16 protein-coding genes are annotated in these 25,061 nt (G+C 71.2%); 4 read left to right on the top strand and 12 right to left on the bottom strand.

Annotated features, from left to right (window positions below; all coding sequences use genetic code 11):
• Window positions 1–51: 51 nt before the first annotated feature.
• On the bottom strand, window positions 52–1,263 hold the full coding sequence (gene fxlM / locus ACYQ78_RS13070; RefSeq protein ID WP_459801065.1) for a methyltransferase, FxLD system: 1,212 nt from the start codon (window positions 1,261–1,263) through the stop codon (window positions 52–54).
• 442 nt (window positions 1,264–1,705) lie between these two features.
• Between fxlM and ACYQ78_RS13065 the strand changes: the two genes are divergently transcribed.
• Window positions 1,706–2,458 carry a hypothetical protein gene (locus tag ACYQ78_RS13065; RefSeq protein ID WP_459801064.1) on the top strand — a complete coding sequence of 251 codons (753 nt, stop codon included), beginning with the start codon at window positions 1,706–1,708 and terminating at the stop codon, window positions 2,456–2,458.
• Entirely contained in the window at window positions 2,451–2,810 is a 360-nt protein-coding gene (locus ACYQ78_RS13060) for an Mth938-like domain-containing protein (RefSeq protein WP_459801063.1), read from the top strand. The genes ACYQ78_RS13065 and ACYQ78_RS13060 overlap by 8 nt, the downstream gene beginning before the upstream one ends.
• 74 nt (window positions 2,811–2,884) lie before the next feature.
• Here ACYQ78_RS13060 and ACYQ78_RS13055 read toward each other — a convergent pair whose 3' ends face one another.
• The 9 genes from ACYQ78_RS13055 to ACYQ78_RS13015 are packed head-to-tail and all read right to left on the bottom strand — an operon-like array spanning window position 2,885 to window position 19,383.
• Window positions 2,885–4,027, bottom strand: a complete 1,143-nt coding sequence (locus ACYQ78_RS13055; RefSeq protein WP_459801062.1) for an alpha/beta hydrolase — start codon at window positions 4,025–4,027, stop codon at window positions 2,885–2,887.
• Window positions 4,028–4,038: 11 nt separating this feature from the next.
• Window positions 4,039–4,707: a response regulator gene (locus ACYQ78_RS13050; protein WP_459801061.1), complete on the bottom strand. Its 669-nt coding sequence runs from the start codon at window positions 4,705–4,707 to the stop codon at window positions 4,039–4,041.
• A complete protein-coding gene (locus tag ACYQ78_RS13045; protein ID WP_459801060.1) occupies window positions 4,704–5,720 on the bottom strand; it encodes a sensor histidine kinase in 1,017 nt (338 codons plus the stop codon). The genes ACYQ78_RS13050 and ACYQ78_RS13045 overlap by 4 nt, the downstream gene beginning before the upstream one ends.
• 42 nt (window positions 5,721–5,762) lie before the next feature.
• Window positions 5,763–7,481, bottom strand: a complete 1,719-nt coding sequence (locus ACYQ78_RS13040) for a hypothetical protein (protein ID WP_459801059.1) — start codon at window positions 7,479–7,481, stop codon at window positions 5,763–5,765.
• Window positions 7,474–11,874, bottom strand: coding sequence for a DUF6603 domain-containing protein (locus ACYQ78_RS13035; RefSeq protein ID WP_459801058.1), 4,401 nt, complete (start codon window positions 11,872–11,874; stop codon window positions 7,474–7,476). Before ACYQ78_RS13035 ends, ACYQ78_RS13040 begins: the two co-directional genes overlap by 8 nt.
• Before the next feature lie 4 nt (window positions 11,875–11,878).
• A complete protein-coding gene (locus tag ACYQ78_RS13030) occupies window positions 11,879–13,381 on the bottom strand; it encodes a ComEC/Rec2 family competence protein (RefSeq protein ID WP_459801057.1) in 1,503 nt (500 codons plus the stop codon).
• Between the two features lie 13 nt (window positions 13,382–13,394).
• Window positions 13,395–15,881: a LamG domain-containing protein gene (locus tag ACYQ78_RS13025; protein ID WP_459801056.1), complete on the bottom strand. Its 2,487-nt coding sequence runs from the start codon at window positions 15,879–15,881 to the stop codon at window positions 13,395–13,397.
• Complete coding sequence (locus ACYQ78_RS13020) at window positions 15,878–16,045, bottom strand: hypothetical protein (RefSeq protein ID WP_459801055.1); 168 nt, start codon at window positions 16,043–16,045, stop codon at window positions 15,878–15,880. The genes ACYQ78_RS13025 and ACYQ78_RS13020 overlap by 4 nt, the downstream gene beginning before the upstream one ends.
• Window positions 16,042–19,383 (bottom strand): hypothetical protein, encoded by a 3,342-nt coding sequence (locus ACYQ78_RS13015; protein WP_459801054.1) that lies wholly within the window; start codon window positions 19,381–19,383, stop codon window positions 16,042–16,044. The genes ACYQ78_RS13020 and ACYQ78_RS13015 overlap by 4 nt, the downstream gene beginning before the upstream one ends.
• Before the next feature lie 207 nt (window positions 19,384–19,590).
• Between ACYQ78_RS13015 and ACYQ78_RS13010 the strand changes: the two genes are divergently transcribed.
• On the top strand, window positions 19,591–20,274 hold the full coding sequence (locus ACYQ78_RS13010) for a response regulator transcription factor (RefSeq protein WP_459801053.1): 684 nt from the start codon (window positions 19,591–19,593) through the stop codon (window positions 20,272–20,274).
• 222 nt (window positions 20,275–20,496) lie between these two features.
• Here the strand turns inward: ACYQ78_RS13010 and ACYQ78_RS13005 are convergent, their stop codons facing one another.
• Complete coding sequence (locus ACYQ78_RS13005) at window positions 20,497–21,723, bottom strand: sensor histidine kinase (RefSeq protein WP_459801052.1); 1,227 nt, start codon at window positions 21,721–21,723, stop codon at window positions 20,497–20,499.
• Window positions 21,724–21,809: 86 nt separating this feature from the next.
• On the opposite strand from ACYQ78_RS13005, the gene ACYQ78_RS13000 reads away from it, so the two are divergent.
• The gene (locus ACYQ78_RS13000) at window positions 21,810–22,436 is read left to right on the top strand and encodes a phosphatase PAP2 family protein (protein WP_459801051.1); all 627 of its coding nucleotides are present in this window, start codon (window positions 21,810–21,812) and stop codon (window positions 22,434–22,436) included.
• Here the strand turns inward: ACYQ78_RS13000 and ACYQ78_RS12995 are convergent.
• Window positions 22,373–24,979, bottom strand: a complete 2,607-nt coding sequence (locus ACYQ78_RS12995) for an AAA family ATPase (protein WP_459801050.1) — start codon at window positions 24,977–24,979, stop codon at window positions 22,373–22,375. The genes ACYQ78_RS13000 and ACYQ78_RS12995 overlap by 64 nt on opposite strands.
• Window positions 24,980–25,061: the final 82 nt, after the last annotated feature.

Raw genomic sequence — 25,061 nt, 5'->3', positions numbered from 1 at the left:
TACGAGGGCGCCCCGAAACACCCCGCTGACCTGGGACCCCCGGTGAAAATTTCAGTGTCGAGAGGTGAAGGCGAGGACGAGGCGGCTGTGCCGCTTGTCCAGAACCGCTCCTTCCGGCATGTCGCCATCAGGGGTGTTCGCGGGAAGGACGTGCAGCGTCGGAGACGGGCCGCCCGCGTCCACCCACGCGCGCACGTGCTCGACCATCAGAGTGGCCGTCTCCGCGGCCGCGGTTCCGTGTGCGTACACGCCGAGATCGAAAAGCCCGTCGCTCCAGCGCAGGGCGGACCGGTAGGCGAACGCGCCGCTGCGGAGAACAGCAGGAGTGCCGAAGCGCCACGACGGCCTGACCACGACGGCTTCCGGATCAGCCGACAGCATCACGAATTCGTGCACATCATCAACAAGGCGGGTCGCCAGCCACATGTCCATGTCGGACAGGATGGTCTGCGGCGGCAGGGCCAGCCCGGCCCATGCCTCCTCCCGGGGCAGGGTGAGAAGGCCTGCGACGACGTCGGGGTCGATCTGCTGACCCTCGTCTAGCCGCAGGTGGACACCATCGGCGATGTCGACATGACGCACTTCGTGGGCTCCGGCCCCTTGCATCGAGACGAATCCGCACAGGCGGTTGCCGTTGCTGACCAAGCGGTCGCCGGAGCGCCTGAGCGCCCACGATCGGGTCATGCCGAACGTCCTCAGCGGGACGACGAGAAGACCGTTCTCGGTGAGCTGATGTAGCCAGGCGGGCGGGATGTCCCACGCCCCCACCGTGACCATGATCAGGTCGTAGCGGCGGCCCGGCTCGACCGGCTGCTCGGCATCCGCGCACACGACCCTGACGTCGTCGTAGCCCGCGGCTCTCAGGCAGGCCGTGGCCCGGTCGGTCACCTCGGAGTCGATGTCGACGGTCGTGACCGATCCGGTCGGCCCGACGAGTTCACGCAGCAGCGACGCGTTGTACCCACCGCTGCCGATCTCCAGTACGTGCCGGCCGTCCATGCGGCCAAGCGCATCCACCGCCTGACCGAGCATCGCCGCGATGACGGACGGCGCCGACACCGAGCTGGTGTTCACCTCGCCGATCCGCTTGGTGATGATCGCGACGTTCTCGTACGCCTTGTCCAACGGGATCCCCGGCGTATAGAGCTCGCGGGGGACGGTCCGCATGGCGGCCTCCACCTCGGGAGGCAGGAGCAGACCCTTCAACCGCTGGTCGGCGACGAGCCGATCGACCATTCCGGCGCGGAGACTCTCACTGTCCATCGTGCCGATGCTCAAAATGGTGCCCTCTCTTGATCGTTCGGTCCGCCTTCGGCATGCTGCCTGACCCACCGGCCGTCTTCGGTCGTAAGGCTCAGCCTGTCATCGGAGATGTCGGCAGGTGCTCATCCTCGGCACGACAAGAGGGGCACATCCCTGGCGAATGAGGAAGAACCGAGCGAAGCGAGAGCCACCCGAGCGGAGCGAGGCTTTCCAGGGAGGGCGAGGGGCGGAACCCTTCGCATGGAGCGGAGCGACCCGGAGCGGTAGCGACGCCGGGGCGCCTCAGCGACCAGGGGGAGCGCGAGGGGGCGACAGCCCCTTCGCAGCGGGGGGCTCGGGGGGTCGTCCCCCCGGGTGTACCGCCCATGTCTGGGATCGGCTCTGATCCTGTGACACGCGGCACCTCCCTGAACCGCCCAACCTCGCGTTACGTCTACGGGGCATGAGACTGAGAACCACCCTGCTGGTGGCCTTGTTGTCGCTGGTCACGGCCTGTGGCGGCGGGGAGCCCACCGCGACTGCGGCTGAGCCGGAGCAGCCCGCCGCGGCCACGCCGGTCGCGATCCTCCGGGCCGAAGGCGGGTTCGTCACCGCGAGCATGAACGTGTTGCGCGCCCCCCGTGTCGTCGTCTACAGCGACGGCGTGGTGATCGCCGATGCGGCGTACACGATGAAGATCGACGGCGCCGAGGTCACGCGGACCGTCGACGCCTTGAGGAAATACTTGACCGGGCAGCCGCCGACCGTTTCGCCCAAGCCGGGGGCGCCTATGGTGACCGACATCCCGGCCACCGTGCTGGCCGTCGCGGGGGATGACGGCAAGCTGATCGAGGTGAAGGCCGAGGCGCTCGACCAGGTCGCCGACTTCTACCCCAAGGAGCTCGTCGACGCCAAGAAGCTGCTCGACGACCTTGCCACGAAGGCGACCGAGAAGAACGAGAAGTACACCTCCGACCGGGTGCGCCTGGTCGCCGAGTCGGTGCCGACCGCCGAGGGCAAGAAGACGCCCTGGCCGGCGGGCGTGCCGGAGCCGTCGGGGCAGATCGACCCCGTGTGGCAGAAGGATCTGACCGGGGCCGAGGTGCCGGCTCTGATCAAGGTCGCGCCGCCGGTGCCGGACGGCGGGCTGCCCATCTTCACGACGCCGTCGGGTGTGTTCGTGCTGTCGTGGCGGTACCTTCTGCCCAGTGAGTAGATCTCCGCTGATCACGCAGGTGTCCTGGGGCCGGATGGTCGTCGAGGGGCTGGGCGAGGGCAAGGATTTCAAGCTCTGGCCCGGCGGCGGGCGGCCCTGGGACTGGAACGAGACGGGCACCCGCCACGACCCGGGCATCCAGCCCGCCGACGTGCGGGAGCTGCTCGACCACGGGTGCACGGTCATTGTGCTGTCGCGGGGGATGGATCTGGTTCTCCAGACGGCGCCGGAGACCTTCGAGCTGCTGAAGGACATCGAGGTCGTCCACGCCGAGACGACGGCCGCCGTCGCACGCTACAACGAGCTGGCCGAGACCACCGCCGTTGGCGGGTTGTTCCACACCACCTGCTGAAACAGGAAGGCCCCGCCGGGGAGAGTGCGGCGGGGCCTTCGTTCTTAGTTTGGATGGTAACCAAATAAATACGGCTAAGAAAGGAAGTCCAGGAGGATCTGGCGGCTGTGCTGGGCGGGCAGGCTGCCGTAGGCGTCGTCGGGAGAGTGCTCGGCGAAGGGGAGGATCTTCGTGGTCACCGCGTCGCCGTTGCGCCGCAGCAGGTCGGCGAAGGCGGTCACGTCCTGGGGGCGGGCGCTGCGGTCGCGGTCGCCCACGACCAGCAGCGTCGGCATGAGGCCGGGCTTCACATACGTCGTCGGGGACACCTCGCGGTAGCGCTCGGGGAACTCCGACGGGGTGCCACCGGTGTACTGGACGGCCGCGTTGCGGCTGCCGGTCACGTCGCGGGTCCACATCGCGGTCACGTCGGTCACGGGGTAGAAGCCGACCACGCTCGCCGGGGGCGGGGGCGCCTCACCACAGCTCGACCCGATCTCGCCGGCCCGCAACCGGTAGGCGGCGTTCAGGGCCAGGCCGCCACCGGCCGACATCCCGCCGAGCGACAAGCGGTCGGGGTCGAGGTGGAAGCGGGCGGCGTTGGCGCGGGTCCAGGCCAGCGCGCAGACGACGTCCTGCGGTGCCTTGTCCCAGGTGGGGGCGCCGGGGGCGGACAGGCGGTAGTCGACGGCGACGGCGGCCACGCCGTGGTCGGCCAGCCAGCGCCCGGTGCCGCGCAGGTCGCCTCGGTCGAAGGTCTGGAAGCCGCCCGCGTGGGCCAGCACGATCGCCGGCGCGTCAGAGGCCCCACGCGGGAGATAAACGTCGGCTTTGAGGTTCCCGCCGAACGTCTCCGTCACGTCCGGCCGGACGTCGGGGTAGGCGAACTCGGTGAACATCTCCGTCCAGTGGACGTCGGTTCCGGCCGCGTAGGCGGCCTTGCCCTGGATGCCCGCGACGACGACCGCGGCCGCCGCCGACACGGCGGTGACCACCGTCAGCGCCCGGCCCCAGCGGCGCAGGCCGAGGCGCCAGGCCAGCAGGCCGAGGAGCAGACCGGCCAGGCCGATCAGGGCGACGTGCAGCGGATACTGGCCGGTCAGGACCGGGCCGATGATCCCGGCCTTCGGGATCGCGGGGATGTACGCCCCCAGCACGAGCGCTCCGGCCAGGAAGGCGAGCAGCGAGGCCACGAGGGCGACGGCGATTTTGGGCATGGCGAACAGAACTCTTGTCATCAGGGGGTTCCTTAGAAGGTCATCCGGCCGGGGCTGACCAGACCGGTCTCATAGGCGAAGACGGCCGCCTGGGTGCGGTCGCGCAGGTGGAGCTTGGCGAGGATCCGGCCGACGTGTGACTTCACGGTCTGCTCGGCCACGTGGAGGGCGGCGGCGATCTCGGTGTTCGACAGGCCCTGGGCGACCAGGACCAGCACCTCGGTTTCCCGTTCGGTCAGGTCCCTGATCCGCTCGGTGACCTCCGGCACCACGACAGCGCCCTGCCGGGCGAACTGGGTGATCAGGCGCCGGGTCACGCTGGGCGCCAGCAGGGCGTCACCGGCGGCGACCACCCTGATCGCCTCGGCGAGCTGACCGCCGGAGGCGTCCTTCAGCAGGAAGCCGCCGGCCCCGGCGCGCAGGGCCTCGTAGACGTATTCGTCCAGGTCGAAGGTGGTGAGGATGAGGACGCGGGACGGAAGGGTCCGGGTGATCTCCCGGGTGGCCTCGATGCCGTCCATCCCGGGCATCCGGATGTCCATGACGATCACGTCGGGTGCCAGCGCGAGGGCCTTCGCCACGGCGTCGGTGCCGTTCACGGCCGTGCCGACGACCTCGATTCCCGGCTGGACGCCGAGCAGGATCGAGAAGCCCTCGCGGACCATGGCCTGGTCGTCGGCGATGAGCACGCGGATGGTCATGACGTCTCCGAGAGGGGCAGCACCGCGCTGACGGCGTAGCCGCCGTCGCCGGTGGGTCCGGTGGTGAGGGTGCCGCCCAGCATGGCCGCGCGTTCCCGCATGCCCAGGATGCCGTGCCCCGTTCCTGGCGAGGGTTCCGGGAGCTGCGTCGGCGCCGTGTTGGTGACGTCGATCCGGAGCTCGCCGCCGTCGCGGGCGACCCGCACGCGGACCTTCGCCCCGGGTGCGTGCCGCATCGCGTTGGTGAGCGCCTCCTGAATGATCCGGTACGCGTTCAGGCCCACCCCCGGAGGGAGGCCCGCCAGATCACCCGAGGTCTCGGCGTCGTCCACCAGCCGGTCGAGGTCGGCCAGGGTCGGCTGGGGGCCGAGCGAGGGGTCGGCCCGGAGCACGCCGAGCAGGCGGCGCAGTTCGGTCAGGCCCTCCAGCGCGGTCGCGCGGATCGTCGCGAACGCCTCGGTCAGCTCGGGCGGCGGGTCGCTCACCCGGTAGGGGCCCGCGTCGGCCTGGATCGAGATGACCGACATGTGGTGGGCGACCACGTCGTGGAGTTCGCGGGCGATCCTGGCCCGCTCTTCCAGCAGCGCCCGCTGCCCGCGCTCCTCGTCGAGCGCGGCTCTGGCCTCCTGGCGGCTGCGGACGAGCCAGCCCGCCACCCCGGCCCCGGCGACGGAGGCCACGGCGACCGGGCCGCCGAAGATCGCCGGGAGCGCGCCGACGGCGGTGAGAACGGCCGTCTTCCTGCTGTCGAGCCGCAACGATGCCAGGAACACGATCCCGGCCTGGACGGTCCAGCCGTACACGGCGTCGGTGTCGGTCGGCGGGTGGACCAGATGCACCCCGTCGAGCAGCGCGGTCGACGCCACCCAAGCCGGCACCGGCCACCACAGCGCCGCGACCAGCAGCGCGGCGTGGACGGCGGCCACGACCTGGGCGGCCGGGTCGTCGCCCGTCATGGCCAGCAGCACGGCGGCCACGATGACCGGTGCCCGGAGAAGCAGTCCGAACCTCATGGCTCCCACGGTAGGAAGCCCGGCCGCTGGTCCGCGTCACTCTCAGGTAGGGGTCGTGAAGGTCACCCGTTCGGTGGTCTCCAGCATCTGCCGGGCGAACGCCGCCGATCCGAACCCGGTCTTCACGTTCAGCTTCCTGGCCATCGCCCCGGCGAGCGCGGCCAGCGGGACGGTTCCGGTCGCGCTCAACGTCACCGGATCGGTGCTGCCGGGGACCCCGCGCAGGGCCCTGACCACCTTGCCGCCGCCGCCCGGTTCGACCGCGAAGTGCTGCTGTTCCGGCTTCTGGTGCAGGTCGAGCCGGGTCAGGACGCCTTCGAAGAGCACGAGCAGGATGTTCGGCGACAGGGTGACCCGCCGGGCCACGGTCAGCGGTTCGTCACCGGAGTAGCCGTCGATCAGCAGCCCGGGATAGGCGCTCACGATCGACGACCGGAGCAGCGCGCCGGTCAGCCGGGCGGGCGTCACCAGCGGTCCTGCGGCCGCGTCGCGCTCGGCGTCGGCGGGGGTCACCCGGCCGATGCTGTACGCCCCGTCGACCAGGCACCGCACCCACTCGGGGTCGACGTCGACGAACCTGATCGACTCCAGCGGGAGCAGGCCCTCGTCGGGGATCAGGTAGGTGAAGGGCACGTCCGACAGCGAGGCCAGGTCGTTCATCCAGCCGACGACCTCCTGCGGCGGCCCCTCGTCGGCCGCCGGGACCTTCAGCGGGTAGCCGTCACCGGCGCCCGCCGGGCGGTCGCGGCGGCGCTTCCAGTTCAGCAGCGTCGTGGCCAGGCCGTCGTCGCGCAGCGCGAGCAGCCGTCCGAGCTGCCAGGCCGCCGCGTAGGTCAGGTCGAGCATGCCGGTGGACTTGGTGAAGCGCAGCAGGCCGTCGGCCGATCTGACCGGGCCGCCCGACGTCATCGGGCCACCGACCACGGGCCCGTCGGTGAACGGTCCCCGATACCAGGAGACCGTCCTCCCGCCGCCGCGCAGGCGGTGGCGTACCGGAACGAGCCCTCTTCGCAGGAAGGCGTCGGCGGCGTCGTTGCCCGTGAGGGGCAGCCGGAACGGGCCGCTGTTCTCCGCCACGTCGTGCACCCGCGCGGCGAACGAGTGGTCGGCGTCCACGACGGTGAACTTCCAGCTCGTCAGCGACACCAGCCGGACCGTCGAGCCCGAGGACGACAGCGTGCCGCCGCCCAGCCGGTTCTCCATCGAGACCAGATGGGCCACGCACGGCTGGCCCGCCGGAGGCAGCCGGGTGCCGATCACCACGGCCGTGTCGGGGCCCTCGCCCGACCTGACGTGGGCGGTGAACGGCAGGTCGGCCGTCGCCGGGAGGATCGAGGTCAGCAGTGTGCGCGGCACGTCGATCACGGTGACCTGGTCGGTCGCCTTCTCCGCGCCCTCCAGCGGGATGCCGAGGGTGCTCGCGGCCACCACCTGCGGCGTCGGCCGCTCGGCGCCGGCGAACAGCAGCACCATGAGCCACGGCCCCTTGGTGACGCCGCCGAGGTCCCGCTGCCACGGCAGCGTCGACCCTTCGAGCACGACGTGGGGGAGCGTCTGCGAGAAGTCGCCGGTCGCCCCGTCGGGGGGATAGACCGCCCGCACCGCGGTCGGAGGGAGCGCCAGCCGCTCTCCGGCCACGGTGAACGTGCGGGTCAGGGTGGCCGTCTGGGTGTCGAGGGAGACCGTCTGGTCGACGGTGATGCGGTAGTCGCCCGACTGGAGGGCCGGGACACGGCTGTCGATCAGGACGATGTCAGTCATGGGGGTCCAGGTAGGGGATCTCGGCGTAACCGGCCATGTCGAAGCCGGTGAAGGAGAACTCGGGGTCCTTGAGCACGGCATCGGCGATCGAGGCGCGTGCGGCGGCGACGTTCGGGGCGACGATGACCTGGGCCATCCGGTCGGCCCTGGCCGTCTCGATCCAGGTGTCGGCGGGCTGCCAGGCGAGAGTGGGTTCGGTGTACGCCGCCGTCCCCGCCGCCAGGGCGGAGGCGGCCAGCGTGACCGAGGCGCCGTCTTCGTGTGGCTTGGGGCTGACGGTGTAGCCGGTCAGCAGCGGGGCGGTCATCTCCGGGCGGTGCACCGACACGTTCGGGTCGGTGCTCCACAGCGCCGACGGCAGCGGCTTGGTGACCGGGGTGAAGACGAAGTCGTCCTCGGCGCCGAAGCCGTCGCGGGAGATGCGGATGCGGTGGTTGGCGGTGACGCCGGAGGTGATCCCCGACGGCGCGACCCCGAAGTTCGCGCCGACCTTCGCGGGCGTCTCCGAGCCGATCTGCCGGGTGGTCGACGGGATCACCGAGCCGGTGGTGAGCACCAGCGTGGCCGGGTCGAGCACGCCCAGGTCGGCACCGGTGCCCATCGCGGTGGCGCCGCCCCGCACCGAGATCGACACCAGGTCGGCCGGGAGCAGGGTCGCCTTCACCCGGCTCCACGGGATCGTGTTCGACGTGTTGGGGTTGCTGTTCCCGAACGGGATCGTGAACGAGATGACCTTGATGTCGACCTTCACGGTCCCGGCGAATTCGGGCCCCCACAGGTGTACGTCGCAGTCGACGTGGGCGTTGATGGTGTGCGTACCGAAGAACTTGTAGGTGTACGACGCCCCGACGCTGATCCGGAACCGGGCGTCGTAGTGGTAGGGCTGCCAGGCGATGAGGAAGTCCATCGAGGCGTTGAACCAGGCCCGCAGGTTGCCGTCCTGGTAGTTGACCGCGATCGCGCCGCCCGCCATCAGCGCCGACGGGGTGAGCGCGTAGTAGGCGCCGCCGCTGAGCGACAGTTTGTCGCTGATCTTCCAGGCGAAGCCGACCCTCGGCACCGACGGATAGTGCGCGGGCTTGGTGTACTGCGGGTGGTAGCCGCCGACCGTGAGCGCGAAGTCGCCCTTGTGCTGCTCGCCGAACCAGCTGGAGAAGGCCAGCCCGCCGGTCAGGTGACAGGCCCTCGACAGCAGGTACGAATTCGGGGTCAGCTGCGCGACCAGCGAGAAGTAGCCGTCGCTCGGCGCGAAGGTCGCCTTCAGCGCCAGCTGCAGCTCCGCGATCGGCGTGGCCCCCTTGTTCGCGGCGTCGGCCACCGGGAGCGTCAGCGTCGACAGCCCCAGGACGTCGATCTCGAACCGCCCGCCGAATGACACGGTCGCCAGCAGGAACGAGTCGATCATCTTGAACGTGGAGAACCGGATCCCCGCCACCACGAACCCGTCACCCTCGGAAGGGGTGATGTACGGCTCCAGCGCCAGCATCTCGGCCGCGAGCGTCCCCGGAGGCCGGGTACCGAGCGCCTCCTGGACCAGCGGGAACGTCGCGATCCCGGTGACGTCGGGCGTCTTCAGCCGCCGGTTGTAGCCGAACCCGGCCGCCAGCCCGGTGACGAAGAAGAACGGCGGCCCGCCGAAGTCGCCGTCGAGGACGGCGTACACGAACAGGGAGGGCCCGGCGGGAAGCTGCGCGTAGGACCCGATCGCGCCGAGCGTCAGGTCTTCGGTGCTGATCGAGGCCCTGCCGTTGTACGCCGGATAGGCCACCCCCTTGTAGGTGAGGGTGTCCTTGAGGAACGCCCCCGAGACGCTGACAGGACCCTCCGAGTAGGAGACGCCGAGCCCCTTGAGGTCGAACGACGGCGCCTGCACGGGCAGCGTCAACGGCACCGACGCCTGGAGCCCGTCGAGCGACAGGGTCAGCCCACCGACGCCGAGCGTGGCGTCGACCACGACCCCGACGACGGGGGGCTTGTTGTTCTCGTGGGCGTAGGCGAGCCCGATGCGCTCGACGTGCACGGGCCCGATGCCGCGCTGGACGGCGTACCAGACGGCGTTCTGCCCACCGGGCGACTGGGCCGGGGGAGGGTTGGTAATGACGGGCGCGGGGGCGCCGTCGCTGACGGGCAGGGTGACGGGGTTCTCCAGCGGTCCGATGAGCAGGGTCCCGTCGAGGGTGAACCCGGCGGCCAGGTCACGGGCCGGGAAGGGGGCCACCCCCGGGGGCAGCAGCCCGTTGACCGTGGTCACGTCGGCGGCGGGCAGTACGCCACTGGCGGCCACGATCCGCAGCGGGTCGAACCCCACCTTCTGGTCGCCGACCAGGTGCGGCCCGACCAGCGGCAGCCCCGACAGGTCGACGGTGGCCTTGAGGTCGGCGCTCAGGACGTAGGCACTCCCCGACCCGAAGACGACGTCCTTGAGATCGGCCGTCAGCCCCGGCGGGATGAACCGTCCCGCCGACGGCGACAGGCCGGAGATCAGGGTCCGCAGGTCGGGCAGCGGCGTGGTCGGCTGGTGGACGTAGCTCGCCGCCAGCAGGTCGACGCCGTGGTCCTGGGCGAAGTGCACGTCGAACGCGTAGCCCGTACCGGCGTGGAAGAAGGCGAGGGAGCCGCCGTAGCGGTGGGTTCCGGTGTCGACGTCGAAGGCGAGGTCGACCTCCACCGAGTCCACCTCGAAGCTGGCCTGGCCGGAGACGGTCAGCCGGTCGGATCCGGTCGAGAACGACGCCGCCAGGTTCTGCACCACCAGCCCTTCGAGCGGCTTGGGGAACGTCTCCGGGCCGCCCAGGTCGTCGGAGATCGTCTTGATCAGGGCGCCGATGGCGATCCGCTCGCCCATGCCCGACGATCCGCCGAACTCCCAGCCCTTGCCGGGCGCCGAGTCGTATTCGGCGGAGACGGACAGTTCGGTCGAGCCGATCAGCATGGACGCCCTGGCCCGGAACACGAAGACCGTGCCGTCCCGGGCGACCGCGAACGCGACGGAGGTGAGGGTGACCGGGCCGATGACCCACGTGCCGTCGACCTCCAGGGCGGCCCGGTAGCCGAGCGGCCGGTCTCCCCTCGCGGGCGACACGGTGAACTCGAAGGTCTCCACGTACAGGTCGGGCAGGTCGTGCGGCTGCTCGCCGGTGAAGTGCCGGTAGACCTCGCGGATCGACAGGGGCGGGTCGCCCTCGCGCAGGCCGCCGCCGAAGGTATCCCCCGCCAGGTCGCTCCTGAGCTCCAGCGTGCCGGAGTCGCCGATGCCGACCAGGCCCGACACCGTGCCGGTGACCTGCGGAGAGGACATCGGGTTCGACACGGTCAGGCTGAGGTCGACGGCCTCCAGGGTGAACAGTCCCGGCACGAACTCCCAGTTGACGTCCGCCTGGATGACGAACGTCAGCATGCCGAGCGACAGCGACGGCGAGGTCGTGATTCCGGCGGTGATGCGCACCAGCCGGATGGGGAGCGTGCGGGTGAAGACCGGCGGCAGCGACGGGGTCTGGCCCGCCATGGTGAAGATGGTCGAGAGGCTCAGGGGAAGCCCCGTGTCGCCGTCCTCGGGGTCGCGGTTCTGGTCGTCGGGGCCGGTGAAGGTGGCGCTCAGCGTCGTGTCGCCGCCGAGCGCCGCCGAGGTGCCGTAGATGAAGACCGGGTCGAGGGAGGTCCGGGTGGAGGTGACCTCCGCGCCGAAGTGGACCAGCGGCCGCACGTCGAGGTCGGCCATGTCGGAGTTGAAGCGCGGTGAGGTGCGCACCTCGTAGGACATCTGCTGGACGCGGATCGGGCCGAGCGTGAAGCCGTCGTCCTCCGGGCTGTTCAGCACGATCAGCGGGACGGTGGCCGTCTCGAAGTCGGGCAGGCCCGGGATGCCGGTGACCGTGCGGACCATCCCGGTCAGGGTGTGGTCGCCGGTGCGCGGCATCATCACGTCGAGCATGGCGGTGCGGGCGTCGATCACCAGGTCGCCGGTGAAGGCGGCCGCCGCCACGGCGGGGTCGGCGACGCCGGCGCGGACGATGTCGGGGCCCCAGTCGAGGACCATCGTCGGCCGGGCGAAGACGAGCCGGTCGAAGACCGTCCCGGTCAGGATGGGGAACGCCGTGACGAAGGTCCAGCGGTCGCCGCCGGTGGCGGTAATCTTCAGGGCGACGGCCTCGTCGACCAGGGAGAACTCCGCCTTGACCGTGGTGCCCGCCAGCGGTCCCGTGCTCGCCGGGCCGGTCACCGTCACGCCGTCGCCGCCCGTGGCCGACCAGCCGGTGATCTGGTCGAGCCGTAGGCGCCCCTGAGGCAGGAACGCCCCGATGAAGACGTCGAGGTCGGGCGATTCGAGGTCGGCGATGGCCAGGTCGAGCGGGCCGCTGCGCGGGAGGAGGGCGCGCAGATCCGAAGGCGTCATCCGGTCATCCCTCGGCCTTCGTGTCGTTGAGGAAGGTGACCGTGCCGTCGGTGGTGATCTCGAAGGAGAGGCTGCCCTTCGAGCCGGTGGTGTGCAGCGGCGCCGTGGTGTTCAGCACCCGCTGGGTGCTGACCCCCGTGTTCACCCACATGCTGAGCGGATGCTCGGGGGAGGTGAGCCCGGCCTTCGTCAGGACGTCCCGGTGCCGGGTGACGACGAACCCCTTCGGCAGGGCGTCCTTCTCGACCTTGAAGCCGGAGCTGATCACCGTCCAGCGGGGGTTGACGTAGTTCACGAACTGGTGGTGGGAGGAGGTCGGGCTGCCGTGGTGGCCCGCCTGGAGGATCGCCAGGTTCTGGATCCGGGTGTTGACCGTCCGGTCGCTCCGCTTCTTGCGGATGTAGTGCTCGGTGCTCACCGTGGCGTCGCCGCTGACCAGGACCCGCCTGCCGTGCACCTCGATCAGCGTCATCACGCTGCCCCGGTTGGTGAGGTCGCTGCCGTCGCCCCGGTAGTCCTCGTCGACCCCGGCGGCGAGGAGCGTCACCGTGCAGTTGGCCTCCGTGTGGACGACCAGCCCGCCGTCGGCGTCGAGGCTCCCCACGGTCGGGGTGCCCGAGAAGGCGGGGATCTCCACCCCGGCCAGGGTCGCGACGGCGGCTTCCGTGTACGTCGTGCCCGCCAGCCGGTTCTCCAGCGCGACGTCGGGCGCCTTGTCCTTCTCCCAGTCGTCTCCCGACTTGGCCTCGGCCTCGGCGGCGTCGGCGGTCACCTTCGTGTCCGGCGGCGCGGTCGTCTTCGTGATGTCGTGGTAGAGGACCACCGATTTGATGTTCGCCGGGGCGGTGCGCTCTCCCAGCCACTGGTCGAGGTAGTACTTGTCACCCGACTGGCTGGTGAACTTCTGACCGGAATAGGCGTCGATGGCGCGGCTGTGGTAGACGGTCCCGATGGGGTAGTAGTTGTAGGTCTTCCTGCCGCCGTCTTCGCCCAGCGAGATGAACAGCACGTCGGCCAGCCGGTTGTAATGGTCGGTGTTGGGGTGCGTGATGATGAGGACGTCGATCTTGTCCTTGCCGATCAGGTGCAGTTTGCTCTGCGCGGCATCGGCGATCCTCTTCCGATACTGAGCCAGCTTCCGCACCGCGTTGCCGTCGCCCGGCTCGCGACCGCTCTCCATGGAGTCGGAGCCGCAGTCGATCATGATGATCTTGCCGGCGGGCGTGGTCATGATCGCGCAGTCGCCCTGGCCCATCTGGATGAAGGTGATGTAGAAGGCGTTCGGCTTCGGGGTGTACTTGCTGGCCGCCTCGCGGGACGCCTGCACCGCCAGCCTGGCGGCGTCGGCCGACTCGGCCCACACCGCCCGCCGTTTGCCCTCGTCCTTCAGGTAGTCGGCCCATTCGTCCTTCTGCCTCTTCGCCTCCTTCTCCTCTTCGGCCATGATCTCGTCCTGCGTTCGGCGGCGCTTGCGCGGTTTCGGGTCCTCGGGTGGTCCCTCGCTCATGTCCGTCCTCCTCTCAGCTCGGCACCATGACCAGGCGGAAGCGCTGGTCGAGGGCGTACTGGTTGGGCTGCGCGAAGCCGATGACCTGGCTCATCGCGTTGATGCCGCGCATGACCATGACCGGCGAGGCGGTCGCCTGGATCTCGTCGCTGTAGAGGGTCACCGTGAGCTGGCCGGCGGCCAGTTTGGCGAGGATCTGGAGCTGGGCGGCGGTGATCGAGGTCGTCCCGAGAGTGAGCTTGTCGGCTTTGAGCTCGCGGGCGATGAGGTCGGAGTGGGTGGTCTGGTCACTCGACCACAGGAGATGGAAGCCGTCCGGCCGTCCCTCGATCTGGTGCCAGAACCTCCCCGACTGGTGGAAGCGGATGGCGGGGTAGATCTCGGTGGCCATCTCCTCCTGGTACAGCTCCAGGAAGATCCGAGAGCCGCTCCCGGCGCTGCCCGCTGTGCGCCGCAGCTGCGTGTGCAGCTCCTGCGCGACGACGGTGAGCTTTCCACCGTTCTGTACGGTCGTCGTGCCGGTCGCCCCCACGATCACGCGGTTGCCCGACGGGTTCAGGGCCAGTACGCCGGTCGAGCCCGACTGGATCCACGCGTGGTCGGTGCCGTAGCCGATCTTCAGGGAGCCGGCCGCCGGCGGGCCGATCAGCAGGCTGCCGTTGGTCGTCGGGGCGTTCACCTGGTCGAAGACGTGCAGCCTCGCCGACGGGTTGGAGAGCCCGATGCCGACCGGGTTGGTGATGGGGTTGATCGCCAGCGGCTTCAGGCCGTGCGACTGCACGTAGCTGAAGTCGGCGTGGTAGCCCAGCCGCAGGTTCGACTGCCCCGTGGGGCCGATGATCACGGAGCCGACGTTCGGCGTGGTGTTGACGTCGACGACGTGCAGTTTGGCCGTGGGGTTCTGGGTGCCCACTCCCGTGTACGACCCCGCGAACGCCACCGGCTGCCGGTCGGCCTCCAGGGTCTGCGCGCCGTCGCGGTAGCCGGGGATGTTCTCGTAGCCGATGACGATGGCCGCGCGGCCGGGGTCGCCCAGGCCGACGACCTTGTCGACGGTGAAGACGATCGACTTCCCCGGGGCCAGGTCGAAGTCCTTCGGCGCGGTGAAGGTCCACGACGCGCGGGTGTCCAGGGCGTGCGGGACCGGGCTCCAGGTGCCCGAGTTCGTGCCGGGGGTGGTCGCGCCGACCACGATTCCGGCCGTGCCCTGGGTCAGCGCCCAGTCGTTGCCGTCGGCGCCGACGTCGAAGGTGAGGGTGAACAGCGAGCTGCCGCCCGCCAGGGTGATCGTGGTGTCGGTGGAGGTGTTGGCGACGTACACGACCAGTTTGCTCTGGGTCGCGCCGTCGTTGATCACCGTGTTGCCGCCCGCGAAGCCCATGACCAGCGGGATGTCGGGGCGCCCCCGGTGGTTGACGACGTCGACGAACTGGAGGCGGCTGCCGGTCAGCTCGTCGGTCTCGCCCGAATACTTCAGGCGGTGGTAGTCGAACTGGACGCGGGTGCCCCGGGTGCCGCCGCCCGGGTCGGCGTTCAGACCGGTCAGCGGGATGTCGACCCAGTTCCCCGGCGCGATCGCGCCGACGTTGCCGCCCACCAGGTAGAGGGCGGTGCCGTCGCTGGCGGCCTGGACCTTCCACTTGTCCGAGCCGGTCGCGACCGCCGGGGGCGTGGTGAGCACGCCCGGACGCAGCCGCGCCGCCACGTGGTAGTTGGCGGAGTTCGGCGTCATGCCCAGGGGCATCAGCTCGATGTTCTGCCGGGAGCTGTTGGTCAGCCGCAGCGTCATCGGCTGGCCCGAGGGGTCGTTGTCGATGAACAGCACCGGCTGCTGGTCGACGTTGAGCAGCTCCAGGTCCATCGGGTGGGCGCGCACGAACGCGGCCAGCGTCGAGCCGTCTTCGGCCAGGTCGCGGCCGATCTCGGCCGGGATCAGGGCGGTGTCGTAGGCGCGCAGGTGGGCGTAGCGGCCGAAGGTGAACAGGCGCGGGTTGGGCGTGAGGTCGGCGGCCAGCACCAGCGGGTTCGTGACGGGCACGCGGGTGCCGGGGAAGTCCCACTCGTCGGCGAGTTCGCCGTTGACGTAGATCCTGGCGGCGCCGCCGTCGTTGGTGACCGCGACGTGCTGCCAGGTGTTCCAGACGACCAGCCCGGCGGGGGTGGCGTGGACGTTCCCGGTGCTCTCCCTCGTGGTGAACCGGTGCTCGACGGAGCCGTCGGCGCGCAGGCGGACCCCGAGGTCGGCCCGGAGCAGGAGCGGGGTGGTCGCGCCCGGCCTGGCCGTCTTCACCCACACGCCGAAGGTGTACGTCCCGGCCATCACACTCGCCGACTGCACGTACTGCCCGGTCGCGGCGAGGTTCAGGGCACTGCCGAACCGCTCGTCCGGTACGGCCTTCGCGAACCCGACGAGCGAGCCGTGCCGGGCGGCGCCGGAGGTGTCGTACACCTTCTGGTCGGAGGACACGTCGTCCAGCGGCCAGTGGATCAGGAGAGTCACGAGGGCTCCTCGCGCGAAGGGGAGAGAACGGTGCTGGCCTGCTCGTGGAGCCGGCCGATCAGTTCGAAGACCCTCACGTACGGCAGGTCGCCGAGGGCTTCGAGGATGAGGTTGACCTCCGCGAGCGTCAGGCTCAGCGGGATCTCCTTGTCGTCGGGAATCACGTGTCCTCGTTCCGGAGGGCCAGCCAGCCCTCGCGTGCGGTCAGGGCGGGCGGGAAGTGGGCGTCGAGCGCGGTGGCGTCGAGGTCGGTGCTCGTCCAGGCGGTCTCCCGGCGCTCCCGCCACGACCACAGGCGCCCGGCCACGTCGGAGACCGGCAGGCCGACGCGGTCGGCGCCGGTCAGCACGGGCGCGGTGAACACGTCGAGCTCCATCGCGTGCAGGGCGTCGGCGTACTGCGCGGCGGTCAGCCCGGCGGTGACGACGGGCAGGATCCCGCTCACGGCGTGCACGTCGCCGCGCGGGTCGACCAGCATGACCATCCGGGCGGGCGGTGAGTCGATCGACTGGAGCACGGTCGCCGTGGCCTGGAGGTCGCCGGTCGGGGTGCCGTCGTCGTCGAGGAACCACAGCCCGGCCAGGCCGTCGCCCCACCGGCCGGGTTCGCCGAGCCTGACCGGGAACAGCACGTCGGTGACCGCGTTGGTCTCCCGGCCGAACCGGCGCATGTCCTCACGGAAGACGTTCCAGTCCTGGTGGACGGCCGGCAGCCCCTTGATCTGGAGGTCCAGTTCTGCTCGTACGAGAGCGAGAGGGCGGGCCGTCAGCAGGGCGCCCACGGGGGTGTCGTCCTCCGGGGCGATCGTGGCGAGCGCGGTCGTCAGCGAGGTGAGCATTGCGGCGACCGCGCCGGGGCCGCCCGCGCGCAGCTTCAGCACGATCGCCCGCAGCGTCGGATCGGCGATGGCGGCCGGGTCGGTGATCGTGCTGCCCGGAATGGGGGTCCAGCGGGCCTGCCCGCCGACGGAGAAGGCGCTGAGTTCGCCGAGGGCGGTGCCGTCGGCGGCGTGGATCGCGAGCGCGTCGTCGAGGTCGGCGGGAACGATCCAGCCGCAGACCGGCGAGGTGCCGGGCAGGTCGCCCGCCTCGTCGTCGCGGCCCGCGTTGAGCAGGTGGAACCGCAGCCGGGCGGGCTGGGTCAGCCGGGGCGACAGGGCCACCCACTCGGGATGGCCGGGCACCCGCAGCCGTTCGGTGGTGCCGGTCGGGTCGGTGCCGACCTCGTGCGTCAACCCGAAGTTGTCGACCAGCCGGACCCGCAGCAGCCGCATCGACCCGGCCCTGATGGGGTTGAAATCGGTCAGCGGCCGGGGCGAGGTGCGGCTCTCGTCGCCGACGGCCGCGGCCACCTGCTCGGCGAAGTCCTGGTAGGCGGGGAAGCCGAGCGGGTCGGCGATCGGAAGCTGCCGCACCAGCCGCCGCATGACCAGGGCGTCGTTGAACCCGCCGAGCGACTGCGACAGGATGCCGTCCTCGTGGGCGGCCAGATACCGGTACACCCGGATGAGGGTGAGCAGCCGGGGATCGGCGTCGCTCTTGGCGGCGTACCACGTGAGCACCGCGTCGGGATCCTCGGTGAAGCCCTCCGTGGTGACGATGGTGTGGGTCTCGTTGTACGACCCCAGCACCGCCCCCGCCAGATAGGTGAGCACCCGCTCGGCGAGCACCGGCCGCGCGCCCGGCGACAGCACGGTCGTGCCGGTGTAGACGTTGGCGCCCTTGTCGAGCAGCCCGCCCTTGGACACCAGGTCGGCGGAGCCGAGAGGCAGGTCGTAGCCGTGGGCGACGAAATAGGGCTCGTAGTCGCGCTGGTCGGCCGACAGGTTGTCGCCCTCGGCGACCGGGAAGAACTCGGCCTCCCACTGGAGCAGCAGCGGATGCCACGGGTCGCCCGTCCACACCTGCGCGGGGAAGGTCCCGTTCACGGCGGTCCGGACGGCCGTCACGTCGGCGGCCGTCGACGGCGCGGGCGCGTTCACCACCGCGCACGCGAGGGTGCCGTCGGTGCCGTGCCGGTCGGTCGGGGTCGCGGCCGGGCCGGTGAACAGCACGACCGGTTCCCTCGGCCGCCACCAGACCGGGGCGGGCACCTGGTCGAGCACGAACGCGGTCTCGGCCGCGTCGGCCGCCGCTTTGACCGAGGCGAGCGCGTCGGCCACGTTCTTCAGCGCGGTGCCCAGCACGTCGGCGCGGGTCGTGCCCCGCACCTTCGGCGGGAAGACGCCGGTCGCGGCCTCGGCCGCGTCGATCGCGGTGATCTGCCGCTGGAGGTAGAAGGCGACCTGGTCGGGGTCGGGGTAGTCGTCGTGGGTGGCGTCGTCGGGATAGACGCAGACCAGATACTTGTGCCAGTCGGCGAACAGCCGTTCGCGCAGGCTGACGAGGGTGTCCCGGGCGGTGTCGTAGTCGAGCTGGGCCCGGTTGAGCGCGTCGAGCAGGTCGCCGACCGCGTCGGGCAGTGTGAGGGACTCCCGCGCCTGCTTGATCTCGGCGCTCACCGCGGTGGCGTTGTCGTCCTGGCGGCGGACGGTCCAGCGCCAGCCCGCCGGGATCGGGTCGAACGCGGCGGTGTGCCGGGCCTGCTCGAGGTGCGCCTCAAGATCGGCGGTCCGTGACTCCAGGTCGCCCGCGAAGGCGATCGCCTCCAGCAGGTTCTCCAGCCCGTCGGTGTCCAGGAGCGGTTCGAGCGAGGCGGCCAGCGCCTCGGTCGCGCTGTCGCCGACGTAGACGCCGGTGGCGGCGGGGCTCGGGGTTTCGCCGGAGGGCGCGAACGACAGCTGGGCGTAGCAGAACGTCCGGGTGGGGGTGCCGGAATTCTGTGGAACGCTCCAATCCAGGGCCGCGAGGTCTCGGGGGCCCATGGGATCCTGGCCGAGGTCGGCGTACCAGCCGATGACGTCGTAGCTGACGCCGGTGGGCGGTTCGGTGTGGTCGGGGTCGTAGAAGCCGAAGACGCTGTGGCAGTTCGGGTAGAACGCGGCGAACACCGAGTCGCCGTGGCCGACCGCCGTCAGCTCGGGCAGGTAGTCGCCGCCCAGCACGGGCCACTGGTCGAGCCGCACCTGACGACCGAGATGGCGCCAGGGCCGCCCGCCCGGCTCCGTCCGTGGGTAGACGGTGCCGCTCAGGTTGTCGTCGGAGACGTGGTCGCTTTCGACCACCCACTGGGCGTCGACGGTGCCGTTCGTGGTCCGGGTGACCAGCCAGCGGTTGGGCACCACCGGGGCCGTGGTCTCGCCGTCGTCACCCTGCTTCAGCCGGGTCAGCGCGTCGGGCAGCGCCCAGTGCAGGTGGATGCCGGCCTTGAGGCGGAACTGCCGCTCGTCGAACGGGTCGGCGAGGATCGCGCCGCTGACGTAGGGGATGTCGGCGTTGTGGTCCCTCCCGTCCGGGCCGACGTAGGGCAGGAGGGTGAAGTCGGCCTCCGGCCCGACGGCGAGACGGTCGTCGGGCAGGCAGAGGGCGTCCAGGTGGATGGGCACCACGAGAGCGATTGCCATGCGGGAGAAATCCCATCGGAAACGTGATCATCGGATCATTCGTAGGGAGGGTATATCGGGGGATTGAGCTTCGTACAGGGTCGTTTGGAACGTTTTCGAGTGCCAAATGGCCGTGGGTATACGCACTTAATAGGATAAAAAGACGGCGCTAAATGGAACTGATTGCTCCGATCATTGTCCGAAACCCCGGTGCGGGAAGATGGAAGGATGGCTGGAACGAAGGTCCTCGTCGTCGAGGACGACCCGGTGATCGGGGCCGAACTGACCGAGGCCCTGGAGGTCAACGGCTACACCCCGACCCTGGCCACCGACGGCCGCGCCGCCCTCCGCGCCGCCGACGAGTCGACGCCGGACCTGGTCCTGCTCGACCTCGGGCTTCCGGATGTCGACGGTGTCGTGGTCTGCCGCAAACTCCGGCTGTCGGCCCCCGAGGCCGTCATCGTCGTCCTGACCGCCCGAACGGAGGAACTCGACGTGGTCGTGGCCCTCGACGCGGGCGCCGACGACTACCTGACGAAACCCTTCCGCCTGGCTGAACTCATGGCCCGCCTCCGCGCACACTTGCGCCGCCAAGCCGTAGTCTCCCCGGGCCGCGCCTTGTCAGTGGGAGGCCTGCGCCTCGACGTGGCCGCCCGCCGCGCCTACCTGGACGGTGTCGAGCTGCTTTTGCGCCCGAAGGAGTTCGACCTGCTCGCGGTGCTCGCGGGGCAGCCCGGGGAGGTCGTGACCCGGGAGGAACTGATGGACCGGGTCTGGGACGAGAACTGGTTCGGCTCGACCAAGACCCTGGACGTCCACGTGTTCGCACTGCGCCGCAAGCTGGAAGAACCCGGCGGAAAGGCGCCCCGCATCACGACTGTGCGCGGACGCGGATACCGCATGGAAGCCTGACCGATCGGGATCGGGCGGCTGCCCCCGCCCGAAATTTCGGCATATGGCTCCGAGACCTGGCGGGTGATGGGGGTCACCTGGCGCCATGTCGGGCGCCCCGCCGCCCGAAATTTCGGCATATGGTCCCGGGGTCTCGCGGGGCGCGGAAGGGCGTGGGGGCTGGGCTGCGGCCGGGTTCGGGCGGCTCACGCCGCCCGAAATTTCGGGATATCGACCGATGGCTTAGCGGCTGGGCAGTAGCAGGCTGAAGATCGGGGGTCTGTCGCGTCTGAGGATCAGACGTCCACCTTCCGCCTCGGCCAATGAACGGGCCAGGCTCAGGCCGATGCCGTGGCCGTCTCGGGGGATGCGGCCGAAGATGTCGCGGCCCTCCGGGACGCCCCTGCCCTCGTCGGCGACCTCGATGGCGATGCCCGCGCCCACGTCGGCCACGGTCAGGGTGATCTCGCCGGCGCCGTGTCTGCGGGCGTTGTCGAGCAGGACGAGGAGGATCTGGCGGACCGCCGCCGTCGAGACGGCCACGTCGGGGAGGTCGTCGTCGACGCGGATGGTCACGCCCTCCCAGTCGGTGCGGATCTCCTCGATCAGCACCGGCAGGTCGAGAGGGGCGTGGCCGGTGTCGCGGGAGAGGGTCACCAGGTCTTCGATGATGGTCTGCAGGCGCTCCGCCCGGGTCAGGGCGCTGGCGATCTTCTCGGGGGACGGCCGGTCGACGGCCGATTCCAGGCCCAGCATCAGGCCGGTCACCCCGGTCCTGAGCTGGTGGGACACCTCGCCGCTGAAGGCCCGTTCCCGGGCCAGCACCTCTCCGAGCCGCCCCGCCGTCGCCGCGAGGGCCTCGCCCGCCTGGTCGACCTCCAGCACCCCCGATTTCGGCGCTCGTACGGTGAAGTCGCCGTCGCCGAGCGCCTGCGCGGCGCCGGTCAGGCGTTCGAGGGGGATGGCCAGCCGCCGCGACAGGTAGATCGCCACGGTCGCGCCGACGCCGAGGGCGACCACCGCGAGGATCGCGATGAGCTGCCACGCCTCGTACACCTCCTCGGTGATCTCCTCGTAGGGGGTGGCCACCCTCACCACGCCGGTCCCCGAAGGGATGAGCACCGCCGCCGCGTAGTCGGCGCCCTCTTCGCCCTGGTGGGGGAGGCCGTCGCGGGTCCGCGCGGCGAGCGCGGAGGTCGCCGGGCCCGCACCGGCCTTGAGCCTGCCCTCTTTGGTGTAGACGCCGATGAGGATGTCGTCGTCGTCCTCGCGGGGCAGGACGTTCGGGTTGTCGCGGAGGGCGGCGGCGTGCCGGGAGGCGCTGCGGGCCAGTTCCGAGGCGGCGCGGTCCTGGTAGCGGTCGGTCATCAGCACCGCCAGCGGGACCGCGAACAGCACCACCGCGAGGGCGGTCACCCCCAGGATCGCGGCGAGCGCGCGCTGACGCAGTGGGGTGCCTTCGGGGGTCATGTTCCTATCGTCCCTAACTGAAGGTGAACTCTCGGTTAACCAAACCCTCATCGGGCGCTGACCAGGTGGTCTTTAGCGTAAGTGAGATGATCAGGCTTGTGGTGGGGGCTCCCCTGCTGGTGCTCGTCACGGTGCTGGGGTTGGCCGCCGGGACGCCCGGCTGGACCTCCGCCGACTGGGCGGTGGCCCAGGTCGTACAGGACGGAAGAAACCCTGTTCTCACCGGTGTCGCGCTGCTCCTGAACCTGCTGTTCGGCACCGAGGCCGGGGTCGTCATCGCGCTGGGTCTGGGGCTGTTCGCGCTGGTCACGCGCACGCCCGAGGCGGTGCGGGCGCTCCTGGTGGTGCTCGCCGGGTGGGGTGCGGGGGCGGTGTTCAAGGTCGTGATGCACCGGCCGCGGCCGCCCGCCTCCGGTTCGATGCTGGGGCTGATGGGCGACACGAGTTTCCCGTCGGGGCACGTCTGCCTGACGGCCGCCGTCGCGGTGGCGGCGTGGGTGCTGGTCCGGCGGCGCTGGGTCGTCGTGGTGGGTGCGGTGGTCGTGGCGGGGCAGGTGTTCGCGCGGGTCTATCTCGGGGTGCACTATCCGACCGACGTGCTGGCCGCGCTGGTCGTGGTGGCGGCGACGTCGGCCGTCGTGCTCGCCGGTCAGCCCAGGGCGTCCCGCAGTGCCGCCCGCGACGTGATGCCCAGCTTGGGGAAGATCCGGTAGAGGTGCGCGCTGACCGTGCGCGACGACAGGAACAGGCGCTCGCCGATCTCCTTGTTGCTCAGCCCCGACGCCGCGAGCTGGGCCACCTCCAGCTGCTGCGCGGTCAGGCCGTGGGCCGCGTTGGGTTTCTGGGTCACCGCCACCCCGGTCGCCCGGAGCTCCTGCTCGGCGCGCTGCCGCCAGGCCGTCGCGCCGATCCCGGCGAACAGGTCGCCCGCCCGCCGCAGCTCCGGCCGGGCCTCGCCCGGCTGGTGCCGCCGTCGCAGCAGCTCGCCGAGGGCGAGCCGCACCCGTGCGTGGTCGAAAGGCCATCGTTCGGTACGCGGTAACGTCAGCGCCGCCCGGAACCGCACCACCGCCTCGTCGTCGGGGGCGACCAGCGCGCGGGCGGCCAGCACGTGCAGCCGCAGCCGGGGCGCCCGGTCGGCCAGTGTGGCGGCGGCCTCGACGTGCGCTTTCGCCTCGTCCACGCGGCCGGTGCGCATCGCCGACTCGACCAGGTCGAAGACCACCCAGGGGGCGTACGCGACGAAGGGGTCGATCTCTCCCGGTCGGCTGATCTCGATCCAGTGCGAGTACGCGGTCTCGTAGTCGCCATGCGCCATCGCCGCCAGCGCCAGGTTGCGGGCCGACAGCGACAGGTGCAGCGCGCAGCCGCGCGGGGCGGCCCAGTGGTCGACCGTACGGGCGTACTCCCGCGCGCTGTCCGCATCGCCCCGGCCCGCGGCGATCCAGCCGAGGCAGCAGCGCAGGTCGTGGGCGAGCAGTTCGAGGTCGTGCCGGACGCACAGGTCGAGGCCGTCACCGGCGGCCTGCTCGGCGGCGTCCCACCGGCCGGCGAGGAAGTGGTCGTGGGCGGCCAGCCAGTAGCCGCTCGCCGCGTGGGTCACCGCGCCCTGGCCGGTCTCGCCGTCGGTCAGGGCCCGGATGCGGTCGCGGTATTCGGGGAGCAGGTCGAGGTAGGTCGCGGCCCGGCAGAGCGCCGCGACCCGGCCGGGTGGCGTGTCGGCGGGCAGGGTGTCGAAGGCGGCCCTGACCCGGTCGGCCGTGCCGCCGCCGCGCAGCACGTCGTGCACCAGCTTCACGTGGTCGTCGTCGCAGCCCGCCACGACCCGGGTGACCTCGGCCCACTGGTCGGCGTCCTGGGCGTAGGAGGCGGCCATGACCTGCACCAACGGCCCAGCGCCCGGCGTTCCGCGCAGCAACCGGCGGGCCGCGTCGAGGTCGCCGTCGCGCAGCAGCAGGATCTGGGCGCGGGTGACCAGCGCGCGGGCCGGGTCGCCGTGATGGGCCTCCTCCAGCAGCTCCTGGGCCAGGTCGAGCTGGCCCGACTCGCCCGCCAGCTCGGCGGCGTAGGCCAGCCGGGCCGCCTTCGCCGACGGGTCGGGGGTCAGCTCGGCGGCGCGTTGCAGCGCTTTCACCGCCAGGCCCGATCCGCCGCGCAGGCTGACCGCGCGGGCCGCCGCCTCGATCTCGGCCGCGAGGTGCTCGTCGGGCTCGACCGCCGCCGCGGCCAGGTGCCACATGCGGCGTTCCGGGTCGGCGCGGTGCTGGTCGGCCAGGGCGGCGTGGGCCTGCCGGGTCTCGTCGGGGGCGGCCGTGTTGATGATCGCCGACCGGACGAGCGGGTGGCGGAACCGCATGCCCGACGGTGTCGAGTCACGCGTGACCAGGCCCAGCCGCTCGACGTCGAGCAGGTCGTGGGGTGACAGTTCGGCCCGGTGCTCCAGCCGGTCGCCGTCGAGGGCGGTGACCAGGAGCGTGGTGCGTACCCGAGGATCGAGGGACAGCACCCGGCCCGCGAACGCGGTCTCCAGCCGGGTCCGCAGCGGCGCCCCGCTCGGCAGCAGTTCCACGCCGACCGAGGTCTGCGGCAGCTCGGTGATCGCCAGCGGGTTCCCGGCCGCCTCGGCGAGCACCCGCGCCCGCACCGACGCGGGCAGGCCCGGGTGGAGCAGGTCGAGCAGGCGCCCCGACGCCTCGTCGCCGAGCGGCCCGACCTCGACCATGTTGATGCCGGGCGTCACCCGCTCGGTCGCGGTCAGCGGGCGGCGGGCGAAGATCGCGCGCAGGTCGTGGACGCGCAGCCGCATGAGGACGAACATCATCACCTCGCGCGTCGGATGGTCGACCCAGTGGGCGTCCTCGACGGCGACCAGCACCGGCCCGTCCTTCGACACCGCCGCCAGCACGGCCAGCGACGCCACCGAGATCGCCAGCCGGTCGGGCGTCGGCCCTTCCTTCAGGCCGAGCACCCGGCGCAGGACGTCCTGGTGGAACGGCTCGACCCGGTCGAGATACTCCATCACCGGCGCGAAGAGCTGGTGCAGCCCGGCGAACGCCAGCTGGGCCTCGCTCTCGAACCCGCTGCCGCCGAGAACGCGCACGTCCCGGGAGCGCGCGTACGCCAGCGCCGCCTCCAGCAGCACCGATTTACCCACCCCCGGATCGCCGTGCAGCACCACGTTGGGCAGCACCCCCGGCGCGCGGTCGATCGCGCCACGGAGAGTGGCCAGCTCGCGCTCCCGGCCGATCAGGTCCATCGCGCTTTCTCCTCCAGATGCGGTCAGGTGCAGTCATCTGACTGATTGCGGCGGCCCGCCGTCACGGGACGCTGGTCGAATG

Source organism: Herbidospora sp. RD11066 (genome assembly GCF_054661255.1).
Note: the sequence above shows the minus strand (reverse complement) of the source record. Positions and strands in the feature narration are given on the sequence as shown.

Excerpts from the sequence above, each read along its gene's own strand:
- fxlM (WP_459801065.1), bottom strand. The coding sequence starts at position 1,263 with ATGGACAGTGAGAGTCTCCGCGCCGGAATGGTCGATCGGCTCGTCGCC.
- ACYQ78_RS13065 (WP_459801064.1), top strand. The coding sequence starts at position 1,706 with ATGAGACTGAGAACCACCCTGCTGGTGGCCTTGTTGTCGCTGGTCACG.
- ACYQ78_RS13055 (WP_459801062.1), bottom strand. The coding sequence starts at position 4,027 with ATGACAAGAGTTCTGTTCGCCATGCCCAAAATCGCCGTCGCCCTCGTG.
- ACYQ78_RS13050 (WP_459801061.1), bottom strand. The coding sequence starts at position 4,707 with ATGACCATCCGCGTGCTCATCGCCGACGACCAGGCCATGGTCCGCGAG.
- ACYQ78_RS13045 (WP_459801060.1), bottom strand. The coding sequence starts at position 5,720 with ATGAGGTTCGGACTGCTTCTCCGGGCACCGGTCATCGTGGCCGCCGTG.
- ACYQ78_RS13040 (WP_459801059.1), bottom strand. The coding sequence starts at position 7,481 with ATGACTGACATCGTCCTGATCGACAGCCGTGTCCCGGCCCTCCAGTCG.
- ACYQ78_RS13035 (WP_459801058.1), bottom strand. The coding sequence starts at position 11,874 with ATGACGCCTTCGGATCTGCGCGCCCTCCTCCCGCGCAGCGGCCCGCTC.
- ACYQ78_RS13030 (WP_459801057.1), bottom strand. The coding sequence starts at position 13,381 with ATGAGCGAGGGACCACCCGAGGACCCGAAACCGCGCAAGCGCCGCCGA.
- ACYQ78_RS13015 (WP_459801054.1), bottom strand. The coding sequence starts at position 19,383 with ATGGCAATCGCTCTCGTGGTGCCCATCCACCTGGACGCCCTCTGCCTG.
- ACYQ78_RS13010 (WP_459801053.1), top strand. The coding sequence starts at position 19,591 with ATGGCTGGAACGAAGGTCCTCGTCGTCGAGGACGACCCGGTGATCGGG.
- ACYQ78_RS13005 (WP_459801052.1), bottom strand. The coding sequence starts at position 21,723 with ATGACCCCCGAAGGCACCCCACTGCGTCAGCGCGCGCTCGCCGCGATC.
- ACYQ78_RS13000 (WP_459801051.1), top strand. The coding sequence starts at position 21,810 with ATGATCAGGCTTGTGGTGGGGGCTCCCCTGCTGGTGCTCGTCACGGTG.
- ACYQ78_RS12995 (WP_459801050.1), bottom strand. The coding sequence starts at position 24,979 with ATGGACCTGATCGGCCGGGAGCGCGAGCTGGCCACTCTCCGTGGCGCG.